Origin of the sequence: Priestia aryabhattai (assembly GCF_023715685.1) — a bacterium.
Taxonomy (GTDB): Bacteria; Bacillota; Bacilli; order Bacillales; family Bacillaceae_H; genus Priestia; species Priestia aryabhattai_B.
This window is the reverse complement of record NZ_JAMBOQ010000003.1, coordinates 91,075-117,851: the sequence shown is the minus strand read 5'-3', so window position 1 is coordinate 117,851 and position 26,777 is coordinate 91,075. Positions and strand designations below refer to the sequence as shown.

At 37.9% G+C, this 26,777-nt stretch carries 26 protein-coding genes, 1 pseudogene and 1 riboswitch; of the genes and pseudogenes, 12 read left to right on the top strand and 15 right to left on the bottom strand.

Annotation, left to right across the window (positions count from 1 at the left end; genetic code table 11):
• Positions 1–178: 178 nt before the first annotated feature.
• The 6 genes from M3225_RS13740 to M3225_RS13715 all read left to right on the top strand — a co-directional run bounded on the left by M3225_RS13740 (position 179) and on the right by M3225_RS13715 (position 4,611).
• Positions 179–1,084: a polysaccharide deacetylase family protein gene (locus tag M3225_RS13740; RefSeq protein WP_251394607.1), complete on the top strand. Its 906-nt coding sequence runs from the start codon at positions 179–181 to the stop codon at positions 1,082–1,084.
• 56 nt (positions 1,085–1,140) lie between these two features.
• Positions 1,141–1,479 carry a hypothetical protein gene (locus M3225_RS13735; RefSeq protein WP_251394605.1) on the top strand — a complete coding sequence of 113 codons (339 nt, stop codon included), beginning with the start codon at positions 1,141–1,143 and terminating at the stop codon, positions 1,477–1,479.
• The gene (locus tag M3225_RS13730; protein WP_251394603.1) at positions 1,476–2,486 is read left to right on the top strand and encodes a CobW family GTP-binding protein; all 1,011 of its coding nucleotides are present in this window, start codon (positions 1,476–1,478) and stop codon (positions 2,484–2,486) included. The genes M3225_RS13735 and M3225_RS13730 overlap by 4 nt, the downstream gene beginning before the upstream one ends.
• Positions 2,487–2,675: 189 nt before the next feature.
• A complete protein-coding gene (locus tag M3225_RS13725) occupies positions 2,676–3,122 on the top strand; it encodes a hypothetical protein (protein ID WP_251394602.1) in 447 nt (148 codons plus the stop codon).
• Between the two features lie 12 nt (positions 3,123–3,134).
• Entirely contained in the window at positions 3,135–4,058 is a 924-nt protein-coding gene (locus M3225_RS13720; RefSeq protein WP_251394600.1) for an FAD:protein FMN transferase, read from the top strand.
• Positions 4,033–4,611 (top strand): ferric reductase-like transmembrane domain-containing protein, encoded by a 579-nt coding sequence (locus M3225_RS13715; protein ID WP_251394598.1) that lies wholly within the window; start codon positions 4,033–4,035, stop codon positions 4,609–4,611. Before M3225_RS13720 ends, M3225_RS13715 begins: the two co-directional genes overlap by 26 nt.
• A gap of 31 nt (positions 4,612–4,642) precedes the next feature.
• Here M3225_RS13715 and gdh read toward each other — a convergent pair whose 3' ends face one another.
• The 4 genes from gdh to M3225_RS13695 all read right to left on the bottom strand — a co-directional run bounded on the left by gdh (position 4,643) and on the right by M3225_RS13695 (position 8,793).
• Positions 4,643–5,428, bottom strand: a complete 786-nt coding sequence (gene gdh, locus M3225_RS13710) for a glucose 1-dehydrogenase (RefSeq protein WP_251394596.1) — start codon at positions 5,426–5,428, stop codon at positions 4,643–4,645.
• A 17-nt stretch (positions 5,429–5,445) separates the two neighbouring features.
• On the bottom strand, positions 5,446–6,306 hold the full coding sequence (locus M3225_RS13705; protein WP_251394594.1) for a RhaT/GlcU family sugar-proton symporter: 861 nt from the start codon (positions 6,304–6,306) through the stop codon (positions 5,446–5,448).
• Between the two features lie 219 nt (positions 6,307–6,525).
• The gene (locus M3225_RS13700) at positions 6,526–7,212 is read right to left on the bottom strand and encodes a response regulator (protein ID WP_251394592.1); all 687 of its coding nucleotides are present in this window, start codon (positions 7,210–7,212) and stop codon (positions 6,526–6,528) included.
• Positions 7,213–7,224: 12 nt separating this feature from the next.
• Positions 7,225–8,793 (bottom strand): ATP-binding protein, encoded by a 1,569-nt coding sequence (locus tag M3225_RS13695; RefSeq protein WP_251394590.1) that lies wholly within the window; start codon positions 8,791–8,793, stop codon positions 7,225–7,227.
• A gap of 108 nt (positions 8,794–8,901) precedes the next feature.
• On the opposite strand from M3225_RS13695, the gene M3225_RS13690 reads away from it, so the two are divergent.
• Positions 8,902–9,960 carry a DctP family TRAP transporter solute-binding subunit gene (locus M3225_RS13690; protein WP_251394589.1) on the top strand — a complete coding sequence of 353 codons (1,059 nt, stop codon included), beginning with the start codon at positions 8,902–8,904 and terminating at the stop codon, positions 9,958–9,960.
• 144 nt (positions 9,961–10,104) lie between these two features.
• The gene (locus M3225_RS13685; protein WP_251394587.1) at positions 10,105–11,373 is read left to right on the top strand and encodes a dicarboxylate/amino acid:cation symporter; all 1,269 of its coding nucleotides are present in this window, start codon (positions 10,105–10,107) and stop codon (positions 11,371–11,373) included.
• 37 nt (positions 11,374–11,410) lie between these two features.
• Here the strand turns inward: M3225_RS13685 and M3225_RS13680 are convergent, their stop codons facing one another.
• Positions 11,411–12,076: a TerC family protein gene (locus tag M3225_RS13680; RefSeq protein WP_251394585.1), complete on the bottom strand. Its 666-nt coding sequence runs from the start codon at positions 12,074–12,076 to the stop codon at positions 11,411–11,413.
• Positions 12,077–12,453: 377 nt separating this feature from the next.
• Here M3225_RS13680 and M3225_RS13675 point away from each other — a divergent pair, with 377 nt between their 5' ends.
• Positions 12,454–12,636, top strand: a complete 183-nt coding sequence (locus M3225_RS13675; protein ID WP_251394583.1) for a YolD-like family protein — start codon at positions 12,454–12,456, stop codon at positions 12,634–12,636.
• A gap of 84 nt (positions 12,637–12,720) precedes the next feature.
• Here the strand turns inward: M3225_RS13675 and M3225_RS29590 are convergent, their stop codons facing one another.
• From M3225_RS29590 to M3225_RS13650, 6 genes are all read right to left on the bottom strand, one after another.
• Positions 12,721–12,855, bottom strand: a complete 135-nt coding sequence (locus tag M3225_RS29590) for a hypothetical protein (RefSeq protein ID WP_285885741.1) — start codon at positions 12,853–12,855, stop codon at positions 12,721–12,723.
• 122 nt (positions 12,856–12,977) lie between these two features.
• Positions 12,978–14,351, bottom strand: a complete 1,374-nt coding sequence (bioA, locus tag M3225_RS13670) for an adenosylmethionine--8-amino-7-oxononanoate transaminase (RefSeq protein ID WP_251394581.1) — start codon at positions 14,349–14,351, stop codon at positions 12,978–12,980.
• Positions 14,332–15,054, bottom strand: coding sequence for a dethiobiotin synthase (gene bioD, locus M3225_RS13665; RefSeq protein WP_251394578.1), 723 nt, complete (start codon positions 15,052–15,054; stop codon positions 14,332–14,334). The genes bioA and bioD overlap by 20 nt, the downstream gene beginning before the upstream one ends.
• 32 nt (positions 15,055–15,086) lie before the next feature.
• On the bottom strand, positions 15,087–15,650 hold the full coding sequence (locus M3225_RS13660) for a biotin transporter BioY (protein ID WP_251394576.1): 564 nt from the start codon (positions 15,648–15,650) through the stop codon (positions 15,087–15,089).
• Between the two features lie 137 nt (positions 15,651–15,787).
• Complete coding sequence (locus M3225_RS13655; RefSeq protein WP_251394574.1) at positions 15,788–17,224, bottom strand: amino acid permease; 1,437 nt, start codon at positions 17,222–17,224, stop codon at positions 15,788–15,790.
• A 314-nt stretch (positions 17,225–17,538) separates the two neighbouring features.
• Positions 17,539–18,732 carry a NupC/NupG family nucleoside CNT transporter gene (locus M3225_RS13650; protein ID WP_251394572.1) on the bottom strand — a complete coding sequence of 398 codons (1,194 nt, stop codon included), beginning with the start codon at positions 18,730–18,732 and terminating at the stop codon, positions 17,539–17,541.
• Positions 18,733–18,869: 137 nt separating this feature from the next.
• A riboswitch (purine riboswitch) is annotated at positions 18,870–18,971 on the bottom strand.
• A 404-nt stretch (positions 18,972–19,375) separates the two neighbouring features.
• On the opposite strand from M3225_RS13650, the gene liaG reads away from it, so the two are divergent.
• Positions 19,376–20,245 (top strand): LiaG family protein, encoded by an 870-nt coding sequence (gene liaG, locus M3225_RS13645; protein WP_251394570.1) that lies wholly within the window; start codon positions 19,376–19,378, stop codon positions 20,243–20,245.
• A 26-nt stretch (positions 20,246–20,271) separates the two neighbouring features.
• On the opposite strand, the gene M3225_RS13640 is transcribed toward liaG, so the two are convergent.
• The 3 genes from M3225_RS13640 to folP all read right to left on the bottom strand — a co-directional run bounded on the left by M3225_RS13640 (position 20,272) and on the right by folP (position 22,807).
• Complete coding sequence (locus M3225_RS13640) at positions 20,272–20,466, bottom strand: hypothetical protein (RefSeq protein WP_075421262.1); 195 nt, start codon at positions 20,464–20,466, stop codon at positions 20,272–20,274.
• A gap of 240 nt (positions 20,467–20,706) precedes the next feature.
• Positions 20,707–21,840: a zinc-dependent alcohol dehydrogenase gene (locus M3225_RS13635; protein ID WP_251394568.1), complete on the bottom strand. Its 1,134-nt coding sequence runs from the start codon at positions 21,838–21,840 to the stop codon at positions 20,707–20,709.
• Between the two features lie 115 nt (positions 21,841–21,955).
• A complete protein-coding gene (folP, locus tag M3225_RS13630; RefSeq protein WP_251394566.1) occupies positions 21,956–22,807 on the bottom strand; it encodes a dihydropteroate synthase in 852 nt (283 codons plus the stop codon).
• 354 nt (positions 22,808–23,161) lie between these two features.
• Here folP and M3225_RS13625 point away from each other — a divergent pair, with 354 nt between their 5' ends.
• Positions 23,162–24,148: a S8 family peptidase gene (locus tag M3225_RS13625; protein ID WP_251394564.1), complete on the top strand. Its 987-nt coding sequence runs from the start codon at positions 23,162–23,164 to the stop codon at positions 24,146–24,148.
• 87 nt (positions 24,149–24,235) lie between these two features.
• Here the strand turns inward: M3225_RS13625 and M3225_RS13620 are convergent.
• Positions 24,236–25,192, bottom strand: a pseudogene (locus M3225_RS13620) (ABC transporter permease); the annotation flags it as partial.
• 258 nt (positions 25,193–25,450) lie between these two features.
• Here M3225_RS13620 and M3225_RS13615 point away from each other — a divergent pair.
• Positions 25,451–26,758, top strand: a complete 1,308-nt coding sequence (locus M3225_RS13615; RefSeq protein ID WP_251394561.1) for a homocysteine synthase — start codon at positions 25,451–25,453, stop codon at positions 26,756–26,758.
• Positions 26,759–26,777 lie beyond the last annotated feature (19 nt).

Sequence of the window (26,777 nt, the reverse complement as noted above, 5' to 3'; positions counted from 1 at the left end):
ATCATTAAGAATCTTCTGAAATCTATGCAAAAAAACATATTTTTTATGCTTTTACGCATATTGCCTCCTATTCTTCTAGCATAGCTTCTCGTTAAGACGCTGATTGTTCCTTTTTTATACTTGGCACACTTTTTGCAACAACTCTTAATAAGAGATCATAAAGAAGGAGTTGTTCATTGTGGATAAAAAAGAAATTTTAGTAGCTTACGGAGTAGATGTAGATGCTGTCGCTGGTTGGTTGGGGTCATACGGAGGTGAAGATTCTCCAGATGATATATCCCGTGGGTTATTTGCAGGAGAAGTGGGAGCGCCCCGACTATTGGATTTATTTGATAAGTATCAGCTAAAAACAACTTGGTTCATTCCCGGTCACTCTATCGAAACGTTTCCTGAACAAATGAAAGAAGTTGTCAAACGAGGCCATGAAGTAGGAGCACATGGCTATTCTCATGAAAATCCTATTGCAATGACTCCTCAACAAGAGGAAGAAGTCTTATTAAAATCGCTTAAATTAATCGAAGAACTTTCCGGTAAAAAGCCAACAGGATATGTAGCACCTTGGTGGGAATTTTCTAATGTAACAAATGAACTGCTACACAAACATGACATTAAGTACGACCACAGCTTGATGCATAATGACTTTTCTCCTTATTATGTAAGGATTGGAGACAACTGGACAAAAATTGATTATGCAAAAAAAGCAAATGAATGGATGAAACCGCTAATAAGAGGGGAAGAAACGGATTTAATAGAGATTCCAGCTAACTGGTATTTAGATGACCTTCCTCCAATGATGTTTATTAAGAAGTCACCCAACAGCCATGGCTTTGTAAATCCGCGTGACTTAGAAGAAATGTGGAGAGATCAGTTTGATTGGGTATATGAGAATATGGACTATGGAGTCTTCACGATGACTATCCACCCTGATGTGAGCGGACGTCCTCAGGTGCTAAAAATGCATGAACGTTTAATTCAGCATATCAGCTCTCACGAAGGAGTTAGATGGGTAACATTCGATGAGATTGCAGATGATTTCGCAAAAAGAAATCCTCGTACAAAAGCAGTTGAAGCTAAACAATTATAAATAGCCGGATCCGTTCAACATGAACGGATCCAGCTATTTTACAGGGAGGAATAGAGATGTGCATCTTGTGCGGCGAATTCATTATGCAAGTCCATTGGACCGATTACACAGATTCTACAGATACAGAAATAACAGTTGGAAATCAGCAGCGGATTAGGCAGCGCGGCCGCCTTCACCGCGCCAACCTTTGTAATCAACTTCTCAGCCACTATCGCCTAACGTTAGAAGAATGGAACGGCAGCAAGTTTATTTTACGGGATGCAAAAGGCAATGCTGAAATTGTTCATGACCTCGGAACCGTTTGGCATCATGTAGAAGCAATGCTCGGATACCCCATTGATCCACTAGATGTAAGTTTACTGGATAAAATAGCAGAAAGGAATTCCGCTCAATGAAACATCATGGAAAAAAAGCGATAACAATTGTAACAGGATGCTTAGGATCTGGTAAAACAACATTGTTGCAGCATATTTTAAAAGAACCTTCTATTAATAACAATACAGCAGTTATTGTTAACGAATACGGAAAAATTGGTCTCGACCATCATCTCTTGCGTCAGGCCGAAGAACGGACCATTTTACTTAAAGGAGGATGTATATGCTGCAATTCACGAGCAGACTTAGAAGAAGAGCTAAAAGAACTGTTGTATGAAGACGAAAGTGGAGAAGCTCCTTTTGAACGTGTCGTGATTGAAACCACAGGAATGGCAGATCCTTCTCCTATTTTATTTACGGTCTTAACTAATCCTCTTTTACAGCATCGATATATAGTTGATTGTGTGATCACTACAGTAGATGCAAAAAATGGTATGCTACAGCTACGGAACAATCCGGAAATAATTAAACAAATTACCGTTGCTGATAAAATTGTTTTAACCAAAACAGACATTTGTTCACCAGAAGAACACGATGCTATATTGACACATATTCAGTCTCTAAATCCATCATGTGTGATCATACTCGCTGTACATGGCAAAGTAGATCCTTTTATCATCCAAGAAACATCTAATGTAGATCGTCTAAAAGTTATTCACTCTTTACCTTCACCTGTTACACATACCAATTCAAATGTATCTTCTATTTCGTTTTCGTTTTCACAGCCTCTGGACTGGACAGCATTCGGGCTATGGCTAAGCATGTTACTCCATGCGAACGGTGAAAATATAATGAGGGTAAAAGGAATGCTAGATGTTGGCGAAAATGGACCCGTTGTTTTAAATGGCGTCCAACATATTATTCATCCCCCGCAACATTTAGAGCAGTGGCCATCACTCAATCAAGAATCTTACTTAATTTTTATTGTGCGAGATATAGACACAGCTTTAATAGAAAGATCGTTAAAAACGTTTCAGCAGTTTTTACATACCGTTGTTAAAACATGCGAACTTTCTACAATTTATTAATTATTTAGAAGCTTTATCCTATATGGAATAAGGCTTCTTTCTATTCTTCTAATAAAAACCCTCGCAAATTTAAATTCCACCCGTCTATTTCACTATTTTTTCATTTTTTCTGTCTATATTGAACTATAACAATTGAACGATGTATGTTACCTTCCACTGCAGTTTTACTTCAGTGTTCAGTTGCAAAATATGAAAGATAAAAGGAGCATATCAATGGCAGCTAATAAATGGACAAAATGGATGGTTGGTTTATCGAGCGTTGCTGCATTTACAACTTTTGTAGGACTTTCACAGAAATATGATCAAACAAATTCAACAACTACAGCACTAAATAGCGATACATCAGCCAATAATTCATCTCAAACTCAAACGGAAGATGAGACGGATCTATTTCCAGATTCAGGATCGGACTCCAATACGGACAATGGAACCAACGGGCAAGATCAATGGTCAAATGACAATTCTAGTGAGCAAAGTGATCAGTGGTCAGACGATAATTCAAGTAGTCAAGATGATCAGTGGTCAGACAATGATTCGGGTAATCAGCAAGGTCAGTGGTCAAATGATAATTCCACAAATGGCCAGGATAATTGGGGTAATAACGATGATTCTTCTATGCAATCAAGACCTTCTTAAGGATGTGATGGAATGAGCTACTCATTTAAAGCGATGAATACCACATTTAATGTATATCAGCTTGGAAAACCTGTCAGCAAAAAAGTAGAGAGCTGGTGTTATCTTGTAGAAGAAACGCTGAGCCGCTTTCTTCCAACAAGCGAGCTTTCACAGCTTAATTCGCTGAACGGAAGATTATTTTTACCCTCAAAAATGTTGTATGAAGCTGCAAAAACAGCCTCTTACTATTACAATGAAACAAACGGAATCTTCAACCCATTTCTGTATCATTCTATTCAAACTCTAGGATATGACCAAAGCTTTGAGCAACTGCCTAACAATCAGCTTCCTCAAGAAGTAGCAACTTTTGATGCTATTAACCCTATTATGATTCATAAAGGAATGAGAAGTATTCAGCTTGCTTCTAATGTCGGTCTTGATTTAGGCGGAATCGCAAAAGGTTGGAGCATTCAGCAAATGGCGAATCAATTAAAGAAAAAAGGAACTTCACTTGGGGCAATTGATGGAGGTGGAGATATTGTAACGTGGGGTCCTGCTAGCAAGCACTGGTCCATCGCTCTTTCTCATCCATTTGATTCATCAAAAAATCTCATGAGCATTAACGTGAAGAGCAACTGCGGCATTGCCACAAGCAGTGTAGGAAAGCGGTCATGGCAAGTGAACGGACACACTCACCATCACATTATTGACGGCAGAATCAGCAAGCCTAGTTCATCAGAGCTCCTGCAAGTAACGGTTGTTTCAGAAGACTTGAACATTTCTGAAGTCTATGCAAAATGCATGGTTATTCTCGGCTGGGACGCTGGGTTAAGATTAGCTAAAATGCATCATCCTTCTTTAGAGGTAATTGCGGTTACAAAAGAAGGCAAGGTGTTAATTAAAAAAAATGTGAAAGGTCAGGTATACCATTATGGCTACTCTCCTCACGCAATTTAGCTCCCACTTTCCCGTTTGGAATACCATTCGGGCAGCCGGCTTAACTTCTTATTTACTAATGTTTGTATCGGTTGCCGCTGGCATTTCTCACAGCTTTTCGTTTTTTAAACCAAAACGAAAAAAACAGCTTTTGCTGGTTCATCAATCCTCAGGGTGGTTCGGATTATTATTTGGAATGATTCACGGACTTGTTTTATCATTTGATCAATCTATTCATTTTTCACTTTCTGAAATTTTAATTCCGTTCACTTCCGATTATAAACCAATTAGCACAGGTCTTGGTACTATTTCACTCTACATTTTATTCGTATTAATTATTACATCCGATTTTATAAAACAGCTTGGGAGAAAAACATGGAAAGCCATTCATTTTCTTGCTTTTCCAGGCTATTTGCTAGCACTGTATCACGGGATTACTTCTGGACCAGATACGCAGCAGCCGCTTATTCTTGGGATGTACAGCATCACTGGCTGCATAGTTTTAATTTTGCTTTTTTTACGAATTCAACACCAGTCGGCTCCTAAGAACCAAAAAAAAGCTCAGGAAAACTAAAAACGCACTCTATCAAAGAGTGCGTTTTTTCTTATCCGCGTCCTGCTTGGAATGATGGATACTGTGTCATACCACCGTCAGCAAAGAGCGTAATTCCTGTTACATAGCTTGCTTCTGAAGAAGCTAACCATGCAGCAACCGCTGCAATTTCTTCTGGTTCACCGATGTATCCCATTGGAATCATGCTTTCTACATCTGCACGCTGCTTAGGATCAGCAAATTTTTCAGCATTAATAGGGGTATTAATCGCTCCCGGCCCAATGTTATTTACACGAATACCTTTTGGAGCGTATTCTAATGCAAGTGTTTCAGTCATGAGCTTCATGCCGCCTTTACTTGCTGCGTAATGAACAAATAGTGGCCAAGGAATTTTCTCGTGAACACTCGACATGTTAATAACTGTTCCCTTAACATCATTTTCTACGAAATATTTAATCGCTTCACGGCTGCCTAAAAAAGCTCCCGTTAAGTTCGTATCAATTACTTTATTCCAATCGCTTAAAGACATTTCGTGAGATGAAACCGGATTTTCTAGTCCTGCGTTATTAATCATAACGTCGAGCTTTCCAAATTCTTTAATAGCAGATTGAACTAAATTGATAACGTCAGACTCAACTGTTACGTCACCTTTGACAGCAATTGCTTCTCCGCCAACTTTTTTAATTTCTTCTAAGACGCTGTTAGCTTCTTCTTCTTTAGAACGATAATTCACAACTACTTTAGCCTTTTCTGTCGCAAAACGAATCGCCATTGCTTTTCCTAAACCAGTAGATGAACCTGTTATGACAACTACTTTTCCTTCTAAATCTTTATACATTGTTAATACCCTCCTAGTTAGCTTTTGGCGAGCCCTAACATGACTCCTGCTATGATGATCAGTATAATCCCAATAATAATCCCAACTAACTGACGCTTCGTTTTCTTCTCACCTAAAATGATGATCCCGCCTAATGTTGAAATGACAATTCCCATTTGGGAAAGCGAAAAGCTTGTTGCTACGCCTACTTTAGGTTGTGAGATGAATAAAAACATATTACCAGCGGCCCAAATAAGACCTGGGATAATGTTGCGAATTGCGTATTTATTAAATGGCTTATGCTTAAACGTCAGCAATACTCCTCCAATGACCATACCAATTGCTTGCGGTAATAAAGCAGACCATCCGTCTACATTAAATAGACGGGCTACTACAACATAAACTAAATAACCAACGGTTGAAATTAATAAAATAACAATTCCTTTTTTAAAGTTTCCTTTTCCTTCTTCAGCCTCTTTCTCTTCTTTGCTTTGAAGTGATGTTAAAACAATCCCTACAATAATAAAGATAAGAGCGAGCACACCAAGAATGATTGAAGTTTTTGTAGACCACTCGTGAAACACAATCACTCCAAATAATGAAGTGGAAACTAATTGAAGCCCAGTTGAAATAGGCATCGTTTTAGAAACTCCAATTAAATCAATACTTTTCAGCTGATTACTTTGTCCAACTGCCCAAAATAACCCCGACACAACTCCAACGCCAAAGATTAAAGGTGTAAAAGTAGGGTGTACAAAAATATAAATACCGATGGAGAAAATCAAAGCTCCCAATGTGGTTCCAAGCGTTTGACTATAAGGTCCTCCGCCTAGTTTCACATTGAACAGCACAATGCTTCCCCAAAATATGGCTGGTAAGACAGCTAAAAATATGTCCATGTTTCAAAACCTTCCTGTGCTAAAATTAAATGTCAAAGTGCATATTCCCCAATTTTTCCGCCATTAATCCTTTTTCAGGGACATTTTATGAATTAATGACCGCACGAAATATTCTTTGGATAGCGAAAACTGTATACCTTAATTTGTTCTAGGAGAGAAAAAGATATACTTTCTAACGCAAAAAAACAGCTTTTCCAAATAAAAGCTGTTCTGTATGATTTAATTTATTTTTAACATATAGCGATTAATAGGTCTTCCCACTCGGCCGTATTCAACTGATAATTTCAGCTCGTTTTCCTGTTCTAAAAACTCTAAATACCTTCTTGCTGTAACACGCGCAATTCCTACGCCGTCCGCCACTTCTTCAGCAGAAATTGGATGATTTTGCTGCGAAAGATATTGTTGTATTCTCCTTAACGTAACTGCATTTAGCCCTTTTGGAAGCAAATCGGCTTTTTCTTCTAGCTGCTGAAACAGCATAGAATCTAATTCAGACTGAGTGATATGCTCTTTTTGACTTATTTTAACTTGAAACGAACGATATTGCTCAAGCGCTTGCTTCATTCGTTCAAACTTGAATGGTTTCATAATATAATCCATTGCGCCGTACTGAAGAACTTTCCGTACGGTTTCAATATCACTTGCAGCCGTAACCGCTATCACGTCTGTTTTATAGCCATTTGCTCGAATTTGCTGTAAGGTGGTTAAACCATCTTGACTAGGCATATACATATCAATAATCGTTAAATCAGGCTGATGCTGTTTAATGAGCTGTATACCTTCTATCCCATTCGAAGCTGCAGCGATAACGGTGAACCCTTCAACTTGTTCAATAAATTGGCGGTTCACTTCTTGTACCATAGGATCGTCTTCTATGAGAAGCACCGTCCACTCTTTTTTATTCATCTCCCACTCCTCCTATAAAAAGAATGTAATGATAAAAGTCGTTCCAACATCTAATTCTGACTCTACTTCGATCTGACCGTTTCCTTTTTCAACAATTTGTTTTACTAAATGCAAACCAATTCCTCTATTTTCCTTTGCTTTGGTTGAAAACCCTTCATCAAAGATTCTCTCTACTTGATCCTCATTCATGCCACACCCGTTGTCTTCAACTAATATGGAAAGAATGCCGTCATTTTGTTCCATACTTATATAGATCTTCCGTTCCTGACGCTCCATATGTTGATACGAATCAAAAGCGTTTTCAATTAAGTTACCAATAATAATCACAAAATCATGATGATCTAAGTAAGGAGGAAATGAGTGAAGCTCGCTGTGGCGATCGATAGCTAACTCAATTCCAATTTCTTTGGCACGGCTGACTTTGCTCAACAGCAATCCCGATATACTTTCATCTTTAATATGCTTATGAAGAAATTGCGTGAGCTCTTCTTGCTGTTCAGACACTTGAAAAACGTACTGAAGAGCCTTGTCTTTATTTCCAAGTTGGATAAGCCCTGCAATCGTATGAAGTTTATTCATGTATTCATGGTTTTGAACTCTAAGAGCGCTTACAAACAATTTAACCCCTGTTAACTCTTCAGCTAATTTTTTAACTTCCGTTCTGTCTTGAAAAATAGCGACCGCACCGACTGTGTGATTATTAACTTTAATCGGCACACGATTGCTTAAAATATTCAAATTTCGAACTTGAAGCTCTCGATTATACACAGGCTGATTAAGCTGCAGAATTTCTGGAAGTCTTGTATCTGGAATCACATCATAGATTTTTTTTCCAATTACCTCATCGGGTACACCCATCATAATTTTCGCTTTATGATTAAAAATAGTAATGTTCTCCTCTTTATCAATCGCAATGACTCCTTCATGCATGGCATTAAAGGTCTCCGTTCGTTCTACGAACAAACGAGCAATTTCATGTGGTTCAAGCTCAAACATCTCTTTTTTGATACGAGATGCAAGCGCCCAAGCTCCCCATCCTCCAAAAAAAAGAGCAAGACCTGAGATAAGAAAGATTTCTTTTTTTAAACTTAAAATAACCTCTGTAAATTTCGGAAGAAGATAACCTGAGACAACAACGCCTACTTGTTCATGCTGATCGTTTACAACGGGCACAAAAGAGCGAATGACCATTCCGCCTTCTCCTTTTGCTTTATCGGTATACGTATGTTCTGCAAACGCCTGGCCCTCGTCATCTCCTTTAGAGATTTGGCCAATCATACTTTGCAAAGGGTGAGACAAACGTTCGTGATTCATATTCATCACCACTACATAATAAGCACCGTGAATAATACGAATCGGCTCTACAATTTGATTAATGTTCTTACTCTCTTTTTCAATTTTTTCTCGAATTTCAGGCATTTCAGCAACTGTTCTCGAAGTGATTAAAGCCCTTTGCTCTAAATCATTTTCTTTTGACTGCACAAAATTATTAATCACTACAATACTTGCTAAAAACAACGAAAAGACTACGATAAAAAAGATTAATCCCGTCATTTTCGTTTGCATCGATAAACGCATCATAGCGAAACACCTACTGCTGATTGAAGTTTATTTTAATTTTACCACGTTGAGAAAGGGCATGTTAGAATATTTGTAGGGAAAAATTATTGAATCGCGGGGTTGGACATTTTGAAGATGTTTGTAGGAGCAAGTATAATTGTTAGCGTTTTCTTATTGTTATATGTTTTTTTGCAGTATACGGTTATAAGTCAGGATAATGTGTATCATGACGATGAGCAAAAAGGGTTAAATAAGCAAATTGTGATTAATTTTAGCCACGTTGTAGCTGAAAACACTCCGAAAGGCTTAGCAGCTCAAAAATTCGCTGAAATCGTTAATCAAAAATCTGATGGTAAAGTTAAAATTGAAGTATATTCAAACGGTGTATTGTATTCAGATGACGAAGAACTTGACGCCCTTCGCCGAAATGATGTACAAATGATTGCACCTTCTATTTCAAAACTAACCGACCTCTCCCCTACTTGGCAACTATTTGATCTTCCCTTCATTTTCGATGATTACAGCGAGGCAAAACAAGTGTTTACCGGTAAAATCGGACAGGATTTGTTGAGTACGCTGCAAGACAAAGACATTAAAGGACTTGCTTTGTGGAGCAACGGCTTTAAACAAATGACTAGCAATAAGAAACCTTTGCTTCATCCAGCCGATTTTCAAGGTCAAACGTTTCGCATTATGCCAAGTGAAGTAATCAAAAAACAATTTGAACTTCTCGGTGCCAAGCCCCAGGCTGTCTCGTTTAATAAAGTATATCAATCCCTTGAACGACAGGAATTTGATGGACAGGAAAATACCATTTCTAATATCTATTCAAAACGTTTGTACGAGCTGCAAAAATATATGACTATCAGCAACCATGGATACTTGGGCTATGCTGTTTTAATGGACGAAAAGTATTGGGACAGCCTTCCTGAAGACGTAAAACAACTATTAAGTGATGCCATGGTAGAAACAACGAATTGGATTTGGAATCAATCAAAAATGATGAACGATGAACAGCTGCAGCAAATAAAAAATAAATCGGGCATGCGCGTTTACTATTTAAATGATACACAGAAAGCTGAATGGAAAAAACAATTTAACTCTCTTTATCAATCGTTTGAAGCAAATGCAACAAAACAGACGCTTGATATCATCCAGCAAATAAAAAATATGGAAACCAAAAAGTGATGACTATATGTTCATCACTTTTTTTGACCAAAATGACCAAAAAGAACATTATCACCAGAAATATAAATAGTTAAAATTATCAGTTAATATAAGGATACAAATAATGTAAGCGTTAACAAAACATTCTCGAAAGGAGCATTACATATGAAATTAAGTTTTAAAAATCTAACTGTTCAAGTTGTTATTGGTATCCTTCTTGGTATTGCAATTGGCTTCATGTTTCCTGAATTTGGAGCTAAATTAAAAGTATTGGCTGATATCTTTATTAAATTAATTAAGATGGTTATTGCCCCAATTATTTTCTTAACAGTTGTCATCGGTATCGGAAGCATGGGAGATTTAAAGAAAGTGGGACGCATTGGAGGTAAAGCTCTTTTATACTTTGAGATTGTCACTACGTTTGCCTTAGCAATTGGCATTATGGTTGTAAACTTTATCAAACCTGGGGCTGGATTTAATATCAATGGCGCCAGCGGAGCTGATGTTACTCAATATACGCAGCAAGCGGCTGAAGCGGAGCATGGCTTTATGGAGTTTATCATGGGAATTATTCCAGACAGCGTATTTGGCGCAATGGCAAATGGTGAATTATTGCCAATCTTATTCTTTGCCGTACTATTTGGAATGGCTACAGCTACACTCGGCGAAAAAGCGGCTCCTGTCATTACATTCTTTGAACGCTGTACAGATATTTTCTTTGGAATTGTTAATATGATTATGAAACTTTCACCTATTGCAGCGTTTGGAGCAATGGCTTATACGATCGGTAACTTTGGAATAGGCTCTCTTCAAAAACTCGGTTTCTTAATGGGATCTGTTTACATTACTATGTTCTTATTTATTGTGTTTGTACTTGGAACCATTGCTAAGATTTATGGATTTAATATTTTTAAATTCATTGCTTTTATTAAAGAAGAAATTCTACTTGTATTAGGTACATCTTCTTCGGAATCCGCACTGCCAAAAATGATGGACAAAATGGAGAAGTACGGATGTTCAAAATCTGTAGTAGGACTTGTCATTCCAACCGGTTACTCATTTAACCTAGATGGAACAGCAATCTACTTATCCATGGCTGCTATCTTTATCGCTCAAGCTTATGGAGTCGACTTATCGTTAATGCAAGAGATTACGCTACTTGGTATTTTAATGCTAACGTCTAAAGGAGCTGCCGGAGTTACGGGCTCTGGATTTATTACACTAGCAGCGACGCTTGCTGCATTCCCGATGATTCCAGTTGAAGGAATTGCGCTGTTAATCGGAGTAGACCGCTTCATGTCGGAAGCTCGTGCCATTACAAACTTAATTGGAAATGGTGTAGCAACTGTAGTCGTATCGAAAATGGAAAATGAATTTCATCCTCCTGTAGAGCCGATACAAGACGTTAATTCCGCACCTCCATTAGCTAAGTAATAGAAAAAAGACCCCCTTACAGGGGTCTTTTTTAGGATTAATGCGTTTCTTTTCTAGAACGTCCGCTAAGTTTCCCAACAACAACAACTAAAATAGCTAACAAAATAGGAACAATCGTATGCAAATGTGGATTAAATCCTTCTAATACATGTCCCACCGCTTTGTCTTTAAATATCATTTCACCAGCAGTATAGCCAAGAAGCGCTGCGCCGGCAATGATGATAATCGGGAATTTTTCCATGATTTTCATTAAAAGCTGACTTCCCCAAATGATTAACGGAATGCTGATAACAAGACCAAGGATAATGAGTAGAATATTACCGTTAGCTGCACCTGCAACCGCTACTACGTTATCTAAACTCATAACAAGATCCGCTATAATGATTGTTTTAATAGCACCTGCTAGAGTTGAATTCGCTTTAATATCTCCGTCATCTTCACCTTTTAAAAGACTAATGGCAATCCATAGAAGAAGCAGGCCTCCGATGAAATTTAAAAATGGGATTGTTAATAAATATACAGCGACAAACGTTAGCCCTACACGTAATACAACCGCTCCTAATGTACCGAAAATAACCGCTTTGTTTCGATGCTCATCCGGAAGATTCCGACAAGCTAAAGCAATCACGACTGCGTTATCACCACTCAGTACAATGTTAATCAGTAAAATTTCTAAAAGATTTAAAATAAAACTCTGATCCATAAAAAAACTCCTTGATTGATTTTTATTAGTCTATTTCTCTATCTCTCGCTTCATTACTAGAAATAGAGAACTAAAACTCTATCAACATAACCCATTCCTACCTTTTAATGAAGAGAAGTAGTTATTTCACTAACAGTATTTTATCACTAAAAAGAAATTTGAAATAGGTATTTGTAAAGGAAAAGTCAGTTGATTACAATAAATCAAACTCTATTCTTCTATCTTTCATCTGTTTTTCACCATCATCCTTTACTATTAGTAGCAGGAGAGCATTTATAAAAAATAGAGTGATTTTTATAAATAATACACGCCTCCGATGCTTCTTCGTTATTTTGTAGTTTTTCGTCAGCTACGATATAAGAAGGGAGAAAATAGGTATGATTCTAAAAGCGCTAAAAACGAATAAATTACTAACTATTAACTATCAAAACAACGGTTTTGTTCAAACGGTAAAAGGTTATATTCAAAACTTAAACTTGCTTGAACAAACCCTTCTATTAAAAGATGAAAATGAGCATGTACGATCACTTCGCCTATCAAGTATTAAAAATATTTATTGATAGAAAAAAGAGATTGAGACATAACTAAATTAATTCAATCTAAAGACAAACAAATTGGATAAAGGAGCTAGTATGGATCACTTGTTACACCGCTGTTGATTTCCGTGCAAGGCTTCGCTTTCCGCGGGCGGCCGATGAGCCTCCTCGTCGCTTACGCTCCTGCGGGGTCTCACCTATTCCGCTTTGCCCGCAGGAGTCTTCGCCTTGCCCTCCCATCAACAGCTAGAAGCAACTAAATAGATTAAATCCATGTTCACCATAACACTGAAAAGATCCGAACGATTCATCGTTCGGATCTTCCTTCAACTAAATAAAATACTTTTGTCCCAGCCTCTTTTTATTTAACTCACTTTATAGCGTGCGATTACTTCCTTAATCGATTCATATACAATTTCAACCATTCTTTTTAATTCTTCATCTGTCATTGAAAGAATAGGCATCATTGTAATCACAGGACCTAGCTCTCTAATAATTAAACCTTTTTGGCGAGCGGCTAAAATAATGTCTCCCATTACTTTTTTATCTTCAAAAACAGATTTTGCTTCACGGTCTTTCACAATCTCGATTCCTACCATTAATCCTCTTTGTCTAATGTCTCCCACGTTAGGCAGCTCATAAAGCTTTAATAGATAGCATTTAAAAACTTCTTCCTTTCCCTGTATACTACGGATCAAATCTCTCTCTTCTATCAGTTCAATATTTTTGAGCGCTACTGCACAGGCTAATTGATTTCCCGTATACGTATGGCCATGGAAGAACGTTTTATTTTCATCCGGATGAGCTAAAAAAGCATTGAATATCTTCTCGCTTGTTAACGTAGCAGCAAGCGGCATATATCCTCCTGTTATCCCTTTTCCTACACACATAATATCCGGAACAACACCTTCTTGTTCACATGCAAACAGCGTTCCTGTTCGTCCAAATCCGACGGCTACTTCGTCACAAATCAGCAATACGCCGTACGCTTTACATAGACGCTCTACTTGTTTTAAAAAGCCAGGAGGATGTGTAATAATACCCGCTGCTCCTTGCACAAGCGGTTCAATAATTAAGCCGGCTACTTCTTCCCCTTTATTCTGTAGTAGCTTCTCTAGCTGTTGAATACAGTAATCTGAAGCTTGCTCTTCCGTTTCGAACCCATCCATACGGTAGGTATAAGGAGAAGGTGTGGGAATTCGTTCAAACAACAAAGGCTTAAAGATTCGATGAAATAAATCCATGCCTCCCACACTGACTGCCCCGATTGTATCTCCGTGATATGCCTCATCGAGTGAGATAAATTTACTTTTGTTTTTGTACTTTACGGAGTCGAGATTTTGCCAATATTGATAGGCAATTTTCAACGCAATTTCGACAGCGGCGGAGCCTGTATCAGAATAGAAGACTTTCGATAAGCTGCCAGGGGTAATTTCCGCTAGCTTTTTGGCTAACAAAATGGACGGAACATTTGCGGATCCAAGCAGCGTAGAATGCGCTAATTTTTCCACTTGTATATGTAAAGCTGTATTTAATTCCGGATCATTATGTCCGTGCACGTTCACCCATAGAGAAGCGTATCCATCTAAATATTTGTTTCCCTCTACGTCATACAAATAGCTTCCCTCTCCTCTTTCAATAATAAGAGGATTCGATTGACGGTAAGCTTTCATTTGTGTAAACGGATGCCACACATATTCTTTATCCCATTTTTCCAGCTCAGCTTTTTGATACGGCACAGTCAAACACCTCCTGAATATGTTGAATAACACTGTTTTGCCTCATCATTTTCTCAATATATGCATCTAACTCTCCATCGATATGTGTGAAGACAGGAACGGTCATTAAAGATGATACGTGAAGCAGCTTTTCAATCGTTCGAACATTGTCTTTATGAATGATACTGCTGTGATTAAAACGATTAAAAATGAGTCCGTTGATTTTAAGATGATGCTCACTTGCATATGAAAAGGTAGAAAGCGCATCGTGAATAGCTCCTAACCCCGTTGTTCCAACAGCAATAACGGGCATTTGTGCATCTATGATCAAATCTTTTGTCATATAGAACGTTGTTTCCTCCTCAATTAAAGGTACAGCAAGACCTCCCGCTCCTTCCACGAGCACTACATCAAATTCCTTTTTTAATTCATTAATGCGTTTTAAGACGATTGAAGGCTCTACCTGCCTGTTGCTCAGTGCAATAGCCAAATGAGGAGACGTCTCCGGCTTTAACTGATAAATACCCGTATCTGCTACTCCGAGCCTTGTTTCAAACCAGTGAATATCTGGATAACCTCCAATTTCATCTTGGTAGCCAGTTTGAAATGGTTTGCAAATTGTCGTTTTTATTCCTAGACGACCAAGTACTTTATACAAAATGCTTGTAACCAGCGTTTTGCCAATATCCGTTCCAGTTCCCGTAATAAAATACGCTTTGCCCATTCTCTTTTCTCTCCTTTTTTTCTATGTCTTAATTACCCCGCTTTAACCCGCTTTGTTGAAAAACGACTAAATTGAGGCTGCATTCGGTGAACCAGCACTGAACATAAAATGCACAATAAAAGATCTCCAGGCATTGGTAAAACAGCTCCAAAAAGAAGTGTATCACTCAGTGAAAGAGGCTTTTCAATTATCCATTTCATTGCTCCGTAAAGCCAGAAGCAGCCGACTACGTACACAATAGCTAACGTAGATAAGTTTGCTAAAAAGACAGCAAAAGGTTTCTTTAGGTCATATTTTTGAATAAGGTAGCCGTTCATAAATGCACCTGCAGCATAGCCAATTAAATAGCCAAACGTTGGTTTGAAGATATACCCCAAACCTCCTCCTTCTGCAAAAACCGGAACACCGATCAACCCAATACCTATGTAGCATAGCTGACTATACAAACCTAAACGCGGACCTAACAGCGCGCCGGCTAAATAGACAGGAACAATTTGAAGAGTAAACGGTATGTAGGGAATAGGAATTTTTATAAATGCACCGATAGCCGTTAAAGCTGCAAATAAAGAAACATACGCCATGGTTTTCGTTTTCATATTCACCCTCCTTTCTCTTTTCGTTGCTTTAAGTTTGCAATAATTTATTTTTATTTGTCAACTTAATTTTATTTTAAGTTAACAAATAAACTATAAAAAAAGACGCAAAAAGCTGGGCTTTAGCGTCTTTTTGACTTTTATAAAATTACCTTTTTGTCATTTTTAAGCTGCACTTCTTGACGGTTGATAGATAAATCAACTTTCTTTTTTACACGTGCATGATAATAAGCATAAAACAGCAGCGCTAGTGGAATACCGACATACAGTGCCATTCGCTGTTCTGCATCAAATGCCATGCTTCCCAATACGATCGTATTTAATACTAATGCGATTAAAGGTAATACCGGGTAAAGAGGGACTTTGAATTTTAAATCCTCGATTTGCCCTCCTTGATTGATATATCTTTTTCTAAATGCAAGCAGTGATGCAGCAATCGTAATCCATCCGATTTGTGCACCTAATCCCGCTGCAGAAATGAGCCATACAAATACTGTTTCTTGAGCAAAGAATCCTGAAAGTAAAGATAAAAGCGCAATGCCCAATGTTAAAAGCAGGGCATTCATCGGCACACCGCGTTTATTTACTTTCATGAAAGCTGAACTCGCCATGTTATCTTTTGATAATGAATACAGCATACGCGTTGCTGCATAAAGACCTGAGTTAGCTACAGATAACAGTGCCGTTAGGATAACAAAGTTCATAATATCTGCTGCATATGGAATACCGATTTGGTCAAATACAACAACAAATGGACTCTCAACTACGCCTGCTTTTTCAAGCGGAATCATACCCGCTAAGACAGCTACAGCTAGTACAAAAAATACAAGCGTTCTCCATACAGTTTGTTTAATTGCTCTTGGTACAGTCTTGTCTGGGTTTTCACTTTCCCCAGCCGCTACACCAATGAGCTCCGTACCTTGGAATGAGAAGTTAACTGTAATCATCGTAATCAACACGGCACTAATTCCGTGAGGGAATACGCCGTGAGCGGTATAATTAGAGAAAAGCGGCGCGCTGTCTCCATTGCTTAATGGAAGAAAACCAAACATAGCAGCTCCACCAAGCACGATAAATAAAATAATAGCTAACACTTTAATGCTGGCAAACCAAAACTCCGCTTCACCAAACGCTTTAGCTGACAGTGCATTTAATGAAAATAATAAAAGCGCAAATATAGCACACCAGATCCATACAGGAGAATCAGGAAACCATCTTTGCATAAGCTGACCTGCTGACAAAAATTCTAATGCAACCGTTACAGCCCAGCCCAACCAATATAACCATCCAAAAGCGAAACCAACACCAGGGCCAATAAACTTTGTTGTATATGTCTGAAACGAGCCGGAAACTGGCATTGCTACTGCAAGTTCCCCTAAGCAAAGCATTGTTAAGTACATAATAAAGCCACCTACGATAAACGAAAGGATAGCTCCAATCGCTCCTGCTTGGCTAATCGTGTATCCTGTTCCTAAAAAGAAACCTGTACCGATAACCCCGCCGAGCGAAATCATAAACAAATGTCTGCTTTTCATCGTCTTTTTTAATTCATTTGTTTGCTGTTGTCCTTCTATCATATTAACGACATTTCCTTTCAACCTATTTATTACGAGATATTACCTAGAAAAAAATTAATAAACCTTTGTTTTCTATGCATATTTACTTACATATTTATGCGGTGTTCTAAATTTAAATAAAACAGCCTTTTGTAATCTTAACATAATGCTCACTAGATTTAAAATGTTTTTCTGCAAAAGTAAAATGAATTTTTCTTGAATAGTGTGATTTTCTTTCACTGTCGATATTCATGCCAGTTTTTCTTCAAATAAATAGATGGTACAACAAGAAAAAAGCTGTGCTTTCGAAGACGAAAGCACAGCTTTTTCACTTTTTACCAAACAAACAATCCAACGATCATAGCACTTAATAAAGAAACAGCGATACCGCTCACAAGCAGTTTCCATACGTTTTTTCCAATAATCGTTGATTTACCTTCTGATAACGTAGAATTATACGTCCCATAAATCATACCCACCGTACTGAAATTAGCAAAAGATGTTAAGAATGTTGTAGCAACTGCAATCGTATGCGGTGGAAGTGTATCTAGATTTTTCTTCAAATCCATCATCGCCACGAATTCATTTGTTGCTAGCTTGATACCCATCAGCTGAGCTACGTACATTGCATCATGCCCCGTTAGCCCTAGTAAGAATGCAAATGGACTAAAGATATAAGAGAAAATCTTTTGTACAGTCAAGCCGTCTACAATAACGCCTAAAATACCGTTAAGCGCAGATGTAAGAGCTACATATCCAATAACCATCGCTAAAATAACAATAACCATGTTCATTCCGACTAACATACTGTTTGAAATCGTAGAGAAAAAGTCTTTTTTCTCCGACTTTGGCGGTACGTAAATAATATCTTCTTCTTTTGTAACATGAACTGGATTCAATAAACTCACTAAAATAAGCGCATTTAAACAGTTCAGTGGAATTGCTGTAAACACGTACGTAGCGGGAACCATTGTTAAATAAGCACCGATAATAGATCCGCTAATACTGCTCATACTCATAATTCCAAACGTAAGCAAACGATTGTCTTTTAACACGGAAAGTTGATTACGAATAACAGCTAATGCTTCCGTGTTTCCTAGGAACATCATTTGAATAGCGAAAAAGCTTTCTAATTTAGGCAAGCGAGAAACTTTCGAAATGACCCAGCCTACTTTGTCAATAATCCACGTTAAAATACCAAAGTAAGATAAAATATCAAAAAACGTTACGACAAAGATGATCGGTAGTAATGCACTGAAGAAAAAGTCAACTGTTTCATTTCCCATTACGGATGGAAACGCAAAGGCAATTCCATCATTGGCACAGGAAATGAGCCATGTAAAGAACGAAGCAATTTTATTAATAACCCATGTTCCGATTGAAGTTCCTAACATAAACCAAGTAATGAGGACTTCAACGACTAACAGTGAAGCAATCGGACGCCACTTTATTTCTTTCTTTTTAGGAGAACATAAGAAGACGACACCCATTACTACAAAAACGCCTAATAAATTTAATAAAAAGTACATGTAAGCCACTCCCAGGTGTGTATTTGAAAACCAAAAAAGCTCTTACTTTTCATAAATTCTGACAATACCAGAAAGTATGAAAAGTAAGAGCTTTGAAAGAAGACAGTATCCATGATAATACGCCCTTCTTTTTGCTGCTTATATCCAAACTTTCTTGTAGTCTAGTTTTTTACGGTTACTAGGTAGAGACTATCAGACCATATTACTGATAATATACAAGATCGTAATCTTAGCTGTATTCAATTGATATGAACAAATTCTACCCTTTATTTTTTTAATAATCAACACTTTAAAAGTTTTTCGGAATAATAAAATTGGTATGAAAATTCTATTTATTTTCTAATTCTTTTGAACTACTCATCCGAAAATTACACAAAAAAAGTGAATTTAATCATCCTTTTAACTCGATTTTTTTCCTATTTTTGAAGCAAGAAAATTGATTCTTTGCTAAATATGCTTGAGTATCTAATTTCTTTTCATTTAATTTCTCAAAACCTCAAAACAAATGTTCCTTTTTAACTTTTTTACGACTTGAGACGTAGAAAAAAATAATCCTGTTGTTCGTTGAAATTAACCCTTTTCTAATTTACACTTTATGGTAGAAGAAAACAAGTTGAATTATGTGCAGAAAGCGGGTTATAACGTGAAAAAAATATTGGCTTTTATTTTAGTAATAGGTGGTACCGCAGTTCTCTTTTCTACTGCGTTTGCACCTTCCTCTTGGTCGTTAAGTTCATTCAAGACGTCCAACTCTGAAGCGGCGTTATCAAGTGATATTCAGCATATCCAAATCGATTCTCCAAGTATTAGTACAACTGTCGTTCCGCAAGATCGTCAAAATGTTAAAACAAAAGTAGAAGGTAAAGGAAAAGTGGATGTAAAGCAAAATGGAGATATCCTAGTTGTCACGTATAAAAAAAGTCCCTTTCAATGGCTTTCTATTTTTTCAAACACAAAAGTGACAATCTACATTCCTAAAGATTATCACCATAACCTTGCGCTTACGGTAGGATCTGGGGACCTTCAAGTTGCTACACAGCCTGAACAAGCACTTCAACTGAAAGATGTTTCGATTAAAGTAGGTTCTGGAAATGCAAGCATATCAAACTTGACGAGTACCTCTCTTCGTACGGATGTCAATTCCGGAGATTTACAGCTGAGTAATGTTGAGACCCAAACGGCTAAATTTGCTGTAGGCTCTGGGGAAATTAAAGGAGCAAACTATAAAGGAAAACTTCAGGCGCGCATTGGATCTGGTGATCTTTATATGGATTTTAAAAAGCTAGAAGAGGCCGTTTCTATAGATGTAGGATCTGGAGATGCCGTGTTGGTTCTTCCGAAAAGCGCTGGTTTTAAAGTGAATGGAAAAGTAAGCAGCGGTGACATTAACAATGACTTTAAGTTAAATAACGCAACCGTAACAGAAGATGCACTAAAAGGAGAGCACGGAAATGGAAAATACCCTATCGATGTAGCTGTTTCAAGCGGGGAATTAACGTTAGAATCAAAATAAAACGAACACTTTCGTGTTCGCTTTATTTATGGTCTCACTGCAATATACCATGCCACTCCTACAATTGATCCTATAAATACAACTCCATAAATAATAGATAAATTCACTATACTTTTCTTTTTAGATTTCCCGTAATCTTCATCTACTTTCTTTGCAGCACTGATCGTACCTGCAAGAGCAACAACGCCGATAATAATGACAAGAAGCAATGCTAATTTCATTCATTCTCTCCTCCACATTTCGGTGATTCAATAAGACTGAATATCAAGATGTTACCTCTTTCATTTTAGCCAGCACACTTTAACCAGAAAATAAAAGCGTTAGATCTTCTCTTTCTATCATAGAGCTAAATTATGTAAAATCAACCATCCAATCGTCAATTATTTACCTCCTCCACTTTACATACATAAAAAATTCCCGAGCTCACTGCTCAGGAATCTTTACCTAATAGAAAAGACCGTTTAAGGTTTTAAGATGACTTTAATACAGTTATCTTGATGATCATTAAAGATCTTGTAGGCATTAGCTGCATCTTCTAGGGCGACCTTATGAGTAATAATTTCTTTTGGATCGAATTCTTCTTTTACAATTTGATCATATAATTTCGGCATAATCGGAATGACAGGAGCTTGCCCCATCTTAAGAGTTACATTTCGAGCAAAAAATGCTCCTAGCGGAAAATTGTTATAGTTGCTTCCGTATACGCCGGTGATTTGGACGGTGCCACATTTACGAACGGCTTTTGTCGCAATTTGAATAGGGCCGAGCGTCCCGCCTTGAAGTTTTAATTTTTGTTCAATGTATTCAAGAGGCGACTTTTTACCATCCATACCTACACAGTCAATCACCACATCAGCTCCGCCTTTTGTGATTTCTTTTAAATGCTCTCCCATATCTGGATATTCGGTAAAATCAAAAGTTTCTACAGCATTTATTTTCTTTGCATGCTGCATTCGGTATGGAACATGATCTACTGCCATAACCCGTTTGGCACCTTTCATCCAAGCAAACTTTTGAGCCATTAATCCCACTGGTCCGCAGCCGAGGACGATAACGGTATCTCCTTTTTTAACATCCGCATGCTCTACGCTCCAATAAGCAGTTGGAAGCACATCTGATAAAAAAAGAAGCGATTCATCTTCTAATTCGCACGATTCTGGAATAACAAATGGTGTAAAATTTCCAAACGGCACTTTTAAATATTCAGCTTGACCTCCTGGATGATTTCCAAACTTTTCAGTATAACCAAAATAGCCGCCAGAATCATAATGCGGATTAGAATTATCACATTGGCTCGTTAAATCATCCTTACAATACTCACACTGTCCGCACGCTACGTTAAACGGAATAATAACGCGATCTCCTTTTTTTACTTTTGTAACATCTGGTCCTACTTCTTCCACAATTCCCATTGGTTCATGACCAATAATATAACCGTGAGGCAATGGCATGCTTCCTTGATATAAATGCAGATCAGAACCACAAATAGCGGTTGACGTTATTTTAATGACAATATCATCTTTCTTCTCTAGCTTAGCATCTTCCACTTCTGCTACTTTTACCTGATTAGGTCCTTGGTACGTTACTGCTTTCATTTTCACCCTCCATTTTTACAACCTTCATATTACTTAAATTTATCTAAAGGCATGTATTCTATCCGGATAAATCAAGGAAAATAAAAAAGCAGCGCTTACGCGTCTGCTTAAATGATTATTGAAATTGAAATATATGTTTTCCTACCAGTACATCTGCCATCTTTACAAAGCGCTTGATTTCTAATACGTCATGAACTCGAACCATTTGAACACCTTGTGCAATCCCTGCATATACAGTAGCTGCAGTTCCTTCCATTCTTTCCGTAGGAGGAGCATCGACTATTTGTCCAATAAATCCTTTACGAGAAGTAGCAAGCAGCACAGGATAGCCAATATTCGTCAGCTGATCTAGATGCTGAATCGCTTCTACATTATGCGCAGCCGTTTTTCCAAAGCCAACGCCTGGATCTAAAATAATTTGATCATCGCGAACCCCGGCAGCTTTTGCAATTGAGATGCTTTCTTCTAAATCACTTATCATATCTGTAACCAGATTTGTATAATTAGGCTCATGGCGGTTATGCATTAAAATAATGGGAACATTATAGTCCGCTGCAACTTGAGCCATTTTAGGGTCGGCTTTTGCACCCCATATATCATTAATAATATGTGCTCCTGCTTCTAGCGCATGCTTGGCCACTTCCGATTTGTATGTATCTACAGAAATCGGCACCTCTACGCGCTTAGCCACTTCAGAAATAACGGGCACAATTCGTTTAATCTCTTCTTCATCGCTAATTCTTGTATAACCAGGACGAGTTGATTCTCCTCCGATATCAATGATGTCTGCCCCTTGCTTCACCATTTTCTCAGCATGAGCAACCGCTTTATCTACATCGTAGTACTTTCCGCCATCTGAAAATGAATCCGGGTTTACATTTAAAATCCCCATAATAAGCGTACGGTCCGCATAATTCAGTTCATACTTTCCGCATTTGATGACGGATTGAGACGTTAAAGTTGACACTATCCTCAGCCCCTTCGTAATTTGCAAATTAATGTATATTTATAAACATCATGTATTTTGAAAATGTCATACCGTTCGTAATTATATCAAAAGTCACCAGTCCTATGTGATTTTTCTTGGAGATTCTTTCTCGTATAGTGTGAGATAAACATTAAAAGTGAATACACAGATAACATTAAAAATTTCTATTGGGCTTGTCTTCAGGGTCTTTTTTCCTTTTTTTCACATCTTTTGTGAGTCTTTTTATTCAAAAAGAAAGGATTCGCATGAAAAGCGTTTAATTTATAGAAATAGTTAGGAATTTAAAATTAAGCACCTTCCATTTTTATAGAATTCATTTTAAGGAGGATGACTATGACTCAACAACCGTTACAAGTCAAATTAATTCCTTACACAATTGAGTCGATTATCGACTCAATAAACGAAACGCCTAAAGGAGTAAGCTTAATTCAAGCGCCTGCTATTTGGGAAGAGAGCAATCAAGGAGAAGGCATTGTAATTGCAGTTATCGACACTGGTGTTAACACAAATCATCCTGACTTAAAAGATTGTATTATCGGAGGAAGAAATTTCACTTCGGATCATAACGGAGATTCTGCTGTGTTTGAAGATAATAACGGACACGGTACTCACGTGTCTGGCACCATTGCTGCTGCGCTCAATAATGAAGGGGTAGTAGGAGTGGCACCCAAAGCAAAAATTCTAAGCTTAAAAGTACTTACCGGTGAAGGATCCGGAAATTACGAATGGATTATTGACGCTATTAACTATGCCGTCGAATGGCGCGGTCCTAACAATGAGCGAGCACGAGTTATTTCCATGTCGCTCGGGGGACCACAAGACGTTCCGGAACTGCACGAAGCTGTTCGAAATGCTGTTAATAAAGATGTTTCTGTCGTTGTTGCAGCTGGAAACGAAGGTGATGACCGCGAAGAAACACTTGAATATTCGTACCCAGGAAGTTACAACGAAGTTATTCAAGTAGGAGCTGTAGACAGCAGCTTAAGTCTTGCCCCTTTTACTAATGTAAATGAAGAAGTGGACTTAGTCGCACCGGGAGTTAACATTATCTCTACTTACTTAGAAGATAAGTATGCGACTCTTTCAGGAACTTCAATGGCGACTCCCCACGTGGCAGGAGCTTTAGCTCTATTAATTAACTTATGTGAGAAGGAATTTGGCCGCTCTTTAATCGAAGCCGAAATCTATGCTCAACTTGTAAGAAGGACGCTTCCTCTTGGATATCGAAAAAGCTCTGAAGGAAACGGATTTCTCATGCTCGATTTGGTAGAAAAAATACATGATATTATTAACGTAGCCCGTATCAATCCTAGTAAGTAATAAATAAGAAAAACGGATCATTAGATGATCCGTTTTTCACAAATTAACCAGAAACCTTCTTGATTCTCGTCAACTAAATGCCTGTCTTTATTCATATCTTAATGCTTCGATTGGATCTAGCTTCGCCGCTTTGTTTGCAGGAAGCATACCGAATACAATACCAATCGTCATGGAGAACAACACTCCTCCAAGTACTACTTGCCACGAAATTAATGACGGCCAGTCAGCAAATAACGAAACAAGAGCTGCCCCGCCCGCGCCGAGGCCAATTCCAAGCAAACCACCAATTAATGTGAGGGTAATGGATTCAATCAAAAACTGAGTTAGAATTTGTCTTTTAGATGCTCCCAATGCTTTACGAATACCAATTTCTCTTGTACGTTCCGTTACAGAAACCAGCATAATATTCATAACGCCAATACCGCCAACAAGCAGTGAAATGCCTGCAATCGACCCAATAATTGTTGTCATAATACGCGTTACATTTCCAATGCTATCTGCTATTTCTTCTAAATTATTCACTTTGTAAGCATCTTCCGTATCATGCAAGTTATTCAATAAATCTGTTGCGTCATTGCCTACTTTTTTTAATTGATCAGAGCTTTTTGCTTGAACGCTAAGGGTTGTATAGTCAAGCTTACCAAAGCTTGATTTATACGTATTATTCGGAATATAAATGGTTGGTATTTCAAATGCTAAAAAGCCCGTTGGCTTTTTTGTCACACCAATAATTTTAATAGGCTGTCCCTGAACCCATACTACTTGTCCGAGGGCTTCTTTTTTATTAAACAGCTCTTTTTTCATATCGCTTGTGATAACGCCTACTCGATTGCCTGACAAAAAGTCAGAGCTGTCTAGCATCCTTCCTTTTGAAACTTCAAGCTGATTAACCTCAATATACCCTTCATTAATAGCATTAACAGTCGTATCAGATTCCTTGTCTCTATACCTTACTCCCATTCCCATTGAACTAGAAGCAACCACATTCTTCACTCCGGGAATGGTGGAAAGAGCGTTGATATCATCCTCTGTGAAGATCGGCTCTGTCTAAGAAACTCTCAAACACCTAACATTCTAACATAATTATACAAATTAATTTACATTTTACTTACATTTTATATTTTTTATGGTATTTTTAACAATTAAAGAGATATATTGATACTGAATTACAGTATTAATCTTATTTATAATTTCTAAATATTCTAATTATTATTTGACATCATTCAATAGAATTCGTATATTATGATTAAAGTTTATTATTCCTATGTTTTTTATAAGTTTTATATCCAAGGAGGAGTTTCAATGTCTGCTAAGAAACCATTTCGCCCTGAAACACAAGCCATCCATTCTGGCCAACAGCTTGACCCGGCTACTTTTTCGCGTGCCGTACCTATTTATCAAACAAGCTCATTTGGATTTAAAGATACGGAGCATGCCGCGTCTTTATTTAATTTAAGTGAACAAGGCTATATCTACACTCGAATTGTTAACCCTACTACGGACGTTTTTGAACAGCGAATTGCTGAGTTAGAAGGCGGAGTAGGTGCCCTTGGAGTAGCTTCGGGTCAGTCAGCTACTACCTTTTCCATTTTAAATATCGCTTCAGCAGGAGATGAAATTGTATCAGCAAGCAGTTTATATGGGGGAACATATAACCTCTTTTCGTCTACGCTTCCTAAACTGGGCATTAGCGTCAAATTTGTAAACGCCGATAATCCAGAAAATTTTAGAAGTGCAATCACTTCCAAAACAAAGGCAATTTATGCTGAATCCGTTGGAAACCCGCAGGGAAATGTGCTAGACATCGAGGCAGTTGCAGACATTGCCCATGAACATAGAATTCCTCTTATTATTGATAATACTGTTCCAAGCCCTTACCTTCTTCGTCCCATCGATTTCGGAGCAGATATTGTCGTTCATTCTGCTACTAAGTTTCTTGGAGGACATGGGACAGCAATTGGGGGGGTTATCGTAGACAGTGGAAAATTCGATTGGGAAGCGAGCGGAAAATTTTCAGACTTAACAACTCCAGATCCAAGCTACCATGGCCTCGTCTACACCGAAGCTGCCGGTGAAGCGGCTTATATTACAAAAGCGCGCGTTCAGCTTTTACGAGATATTGGAGCTGCTTTATCACCTTTTAATTCCTTTTTACTCCTTCAAGGGGTAGAAACACTCCATCTGCGATTAGAACGTCACAGCGAAAATGCATTAAAGGTAGCGAAATTTTTAGAGCAGCATGAATTAGTAGAATGGGTAAATTATGCGGGGCTTCCTTCCCACCCTTCCTATTCATTGGCGCAAAAATACCTGCCTAAAGGACAAGGAGCAATTTTAACCTTCGGTGTAAGGGGAGGAACAAAAGCTGCGGCTAAGTTAATTGATTCGGTTCAGTTATTTTCTCATTTAGCCAATATCGGGGACTCTAAATCACTCATTATTCACCCGGCGAGCACTACTCATCAACAGCTATCTGAAGACGAACAAAAAGCTTCCGGTGTGACGCCAGAACTCATTCGCCTATCCGTTGGAACAGAAGCAATCGATGATCTTCTGGAAGATTTAGATCATGCCTTAAAAGCCAGCCAAAAAGTAAATACAACTGTTTAAAAGCTGTGATTTTTCACAG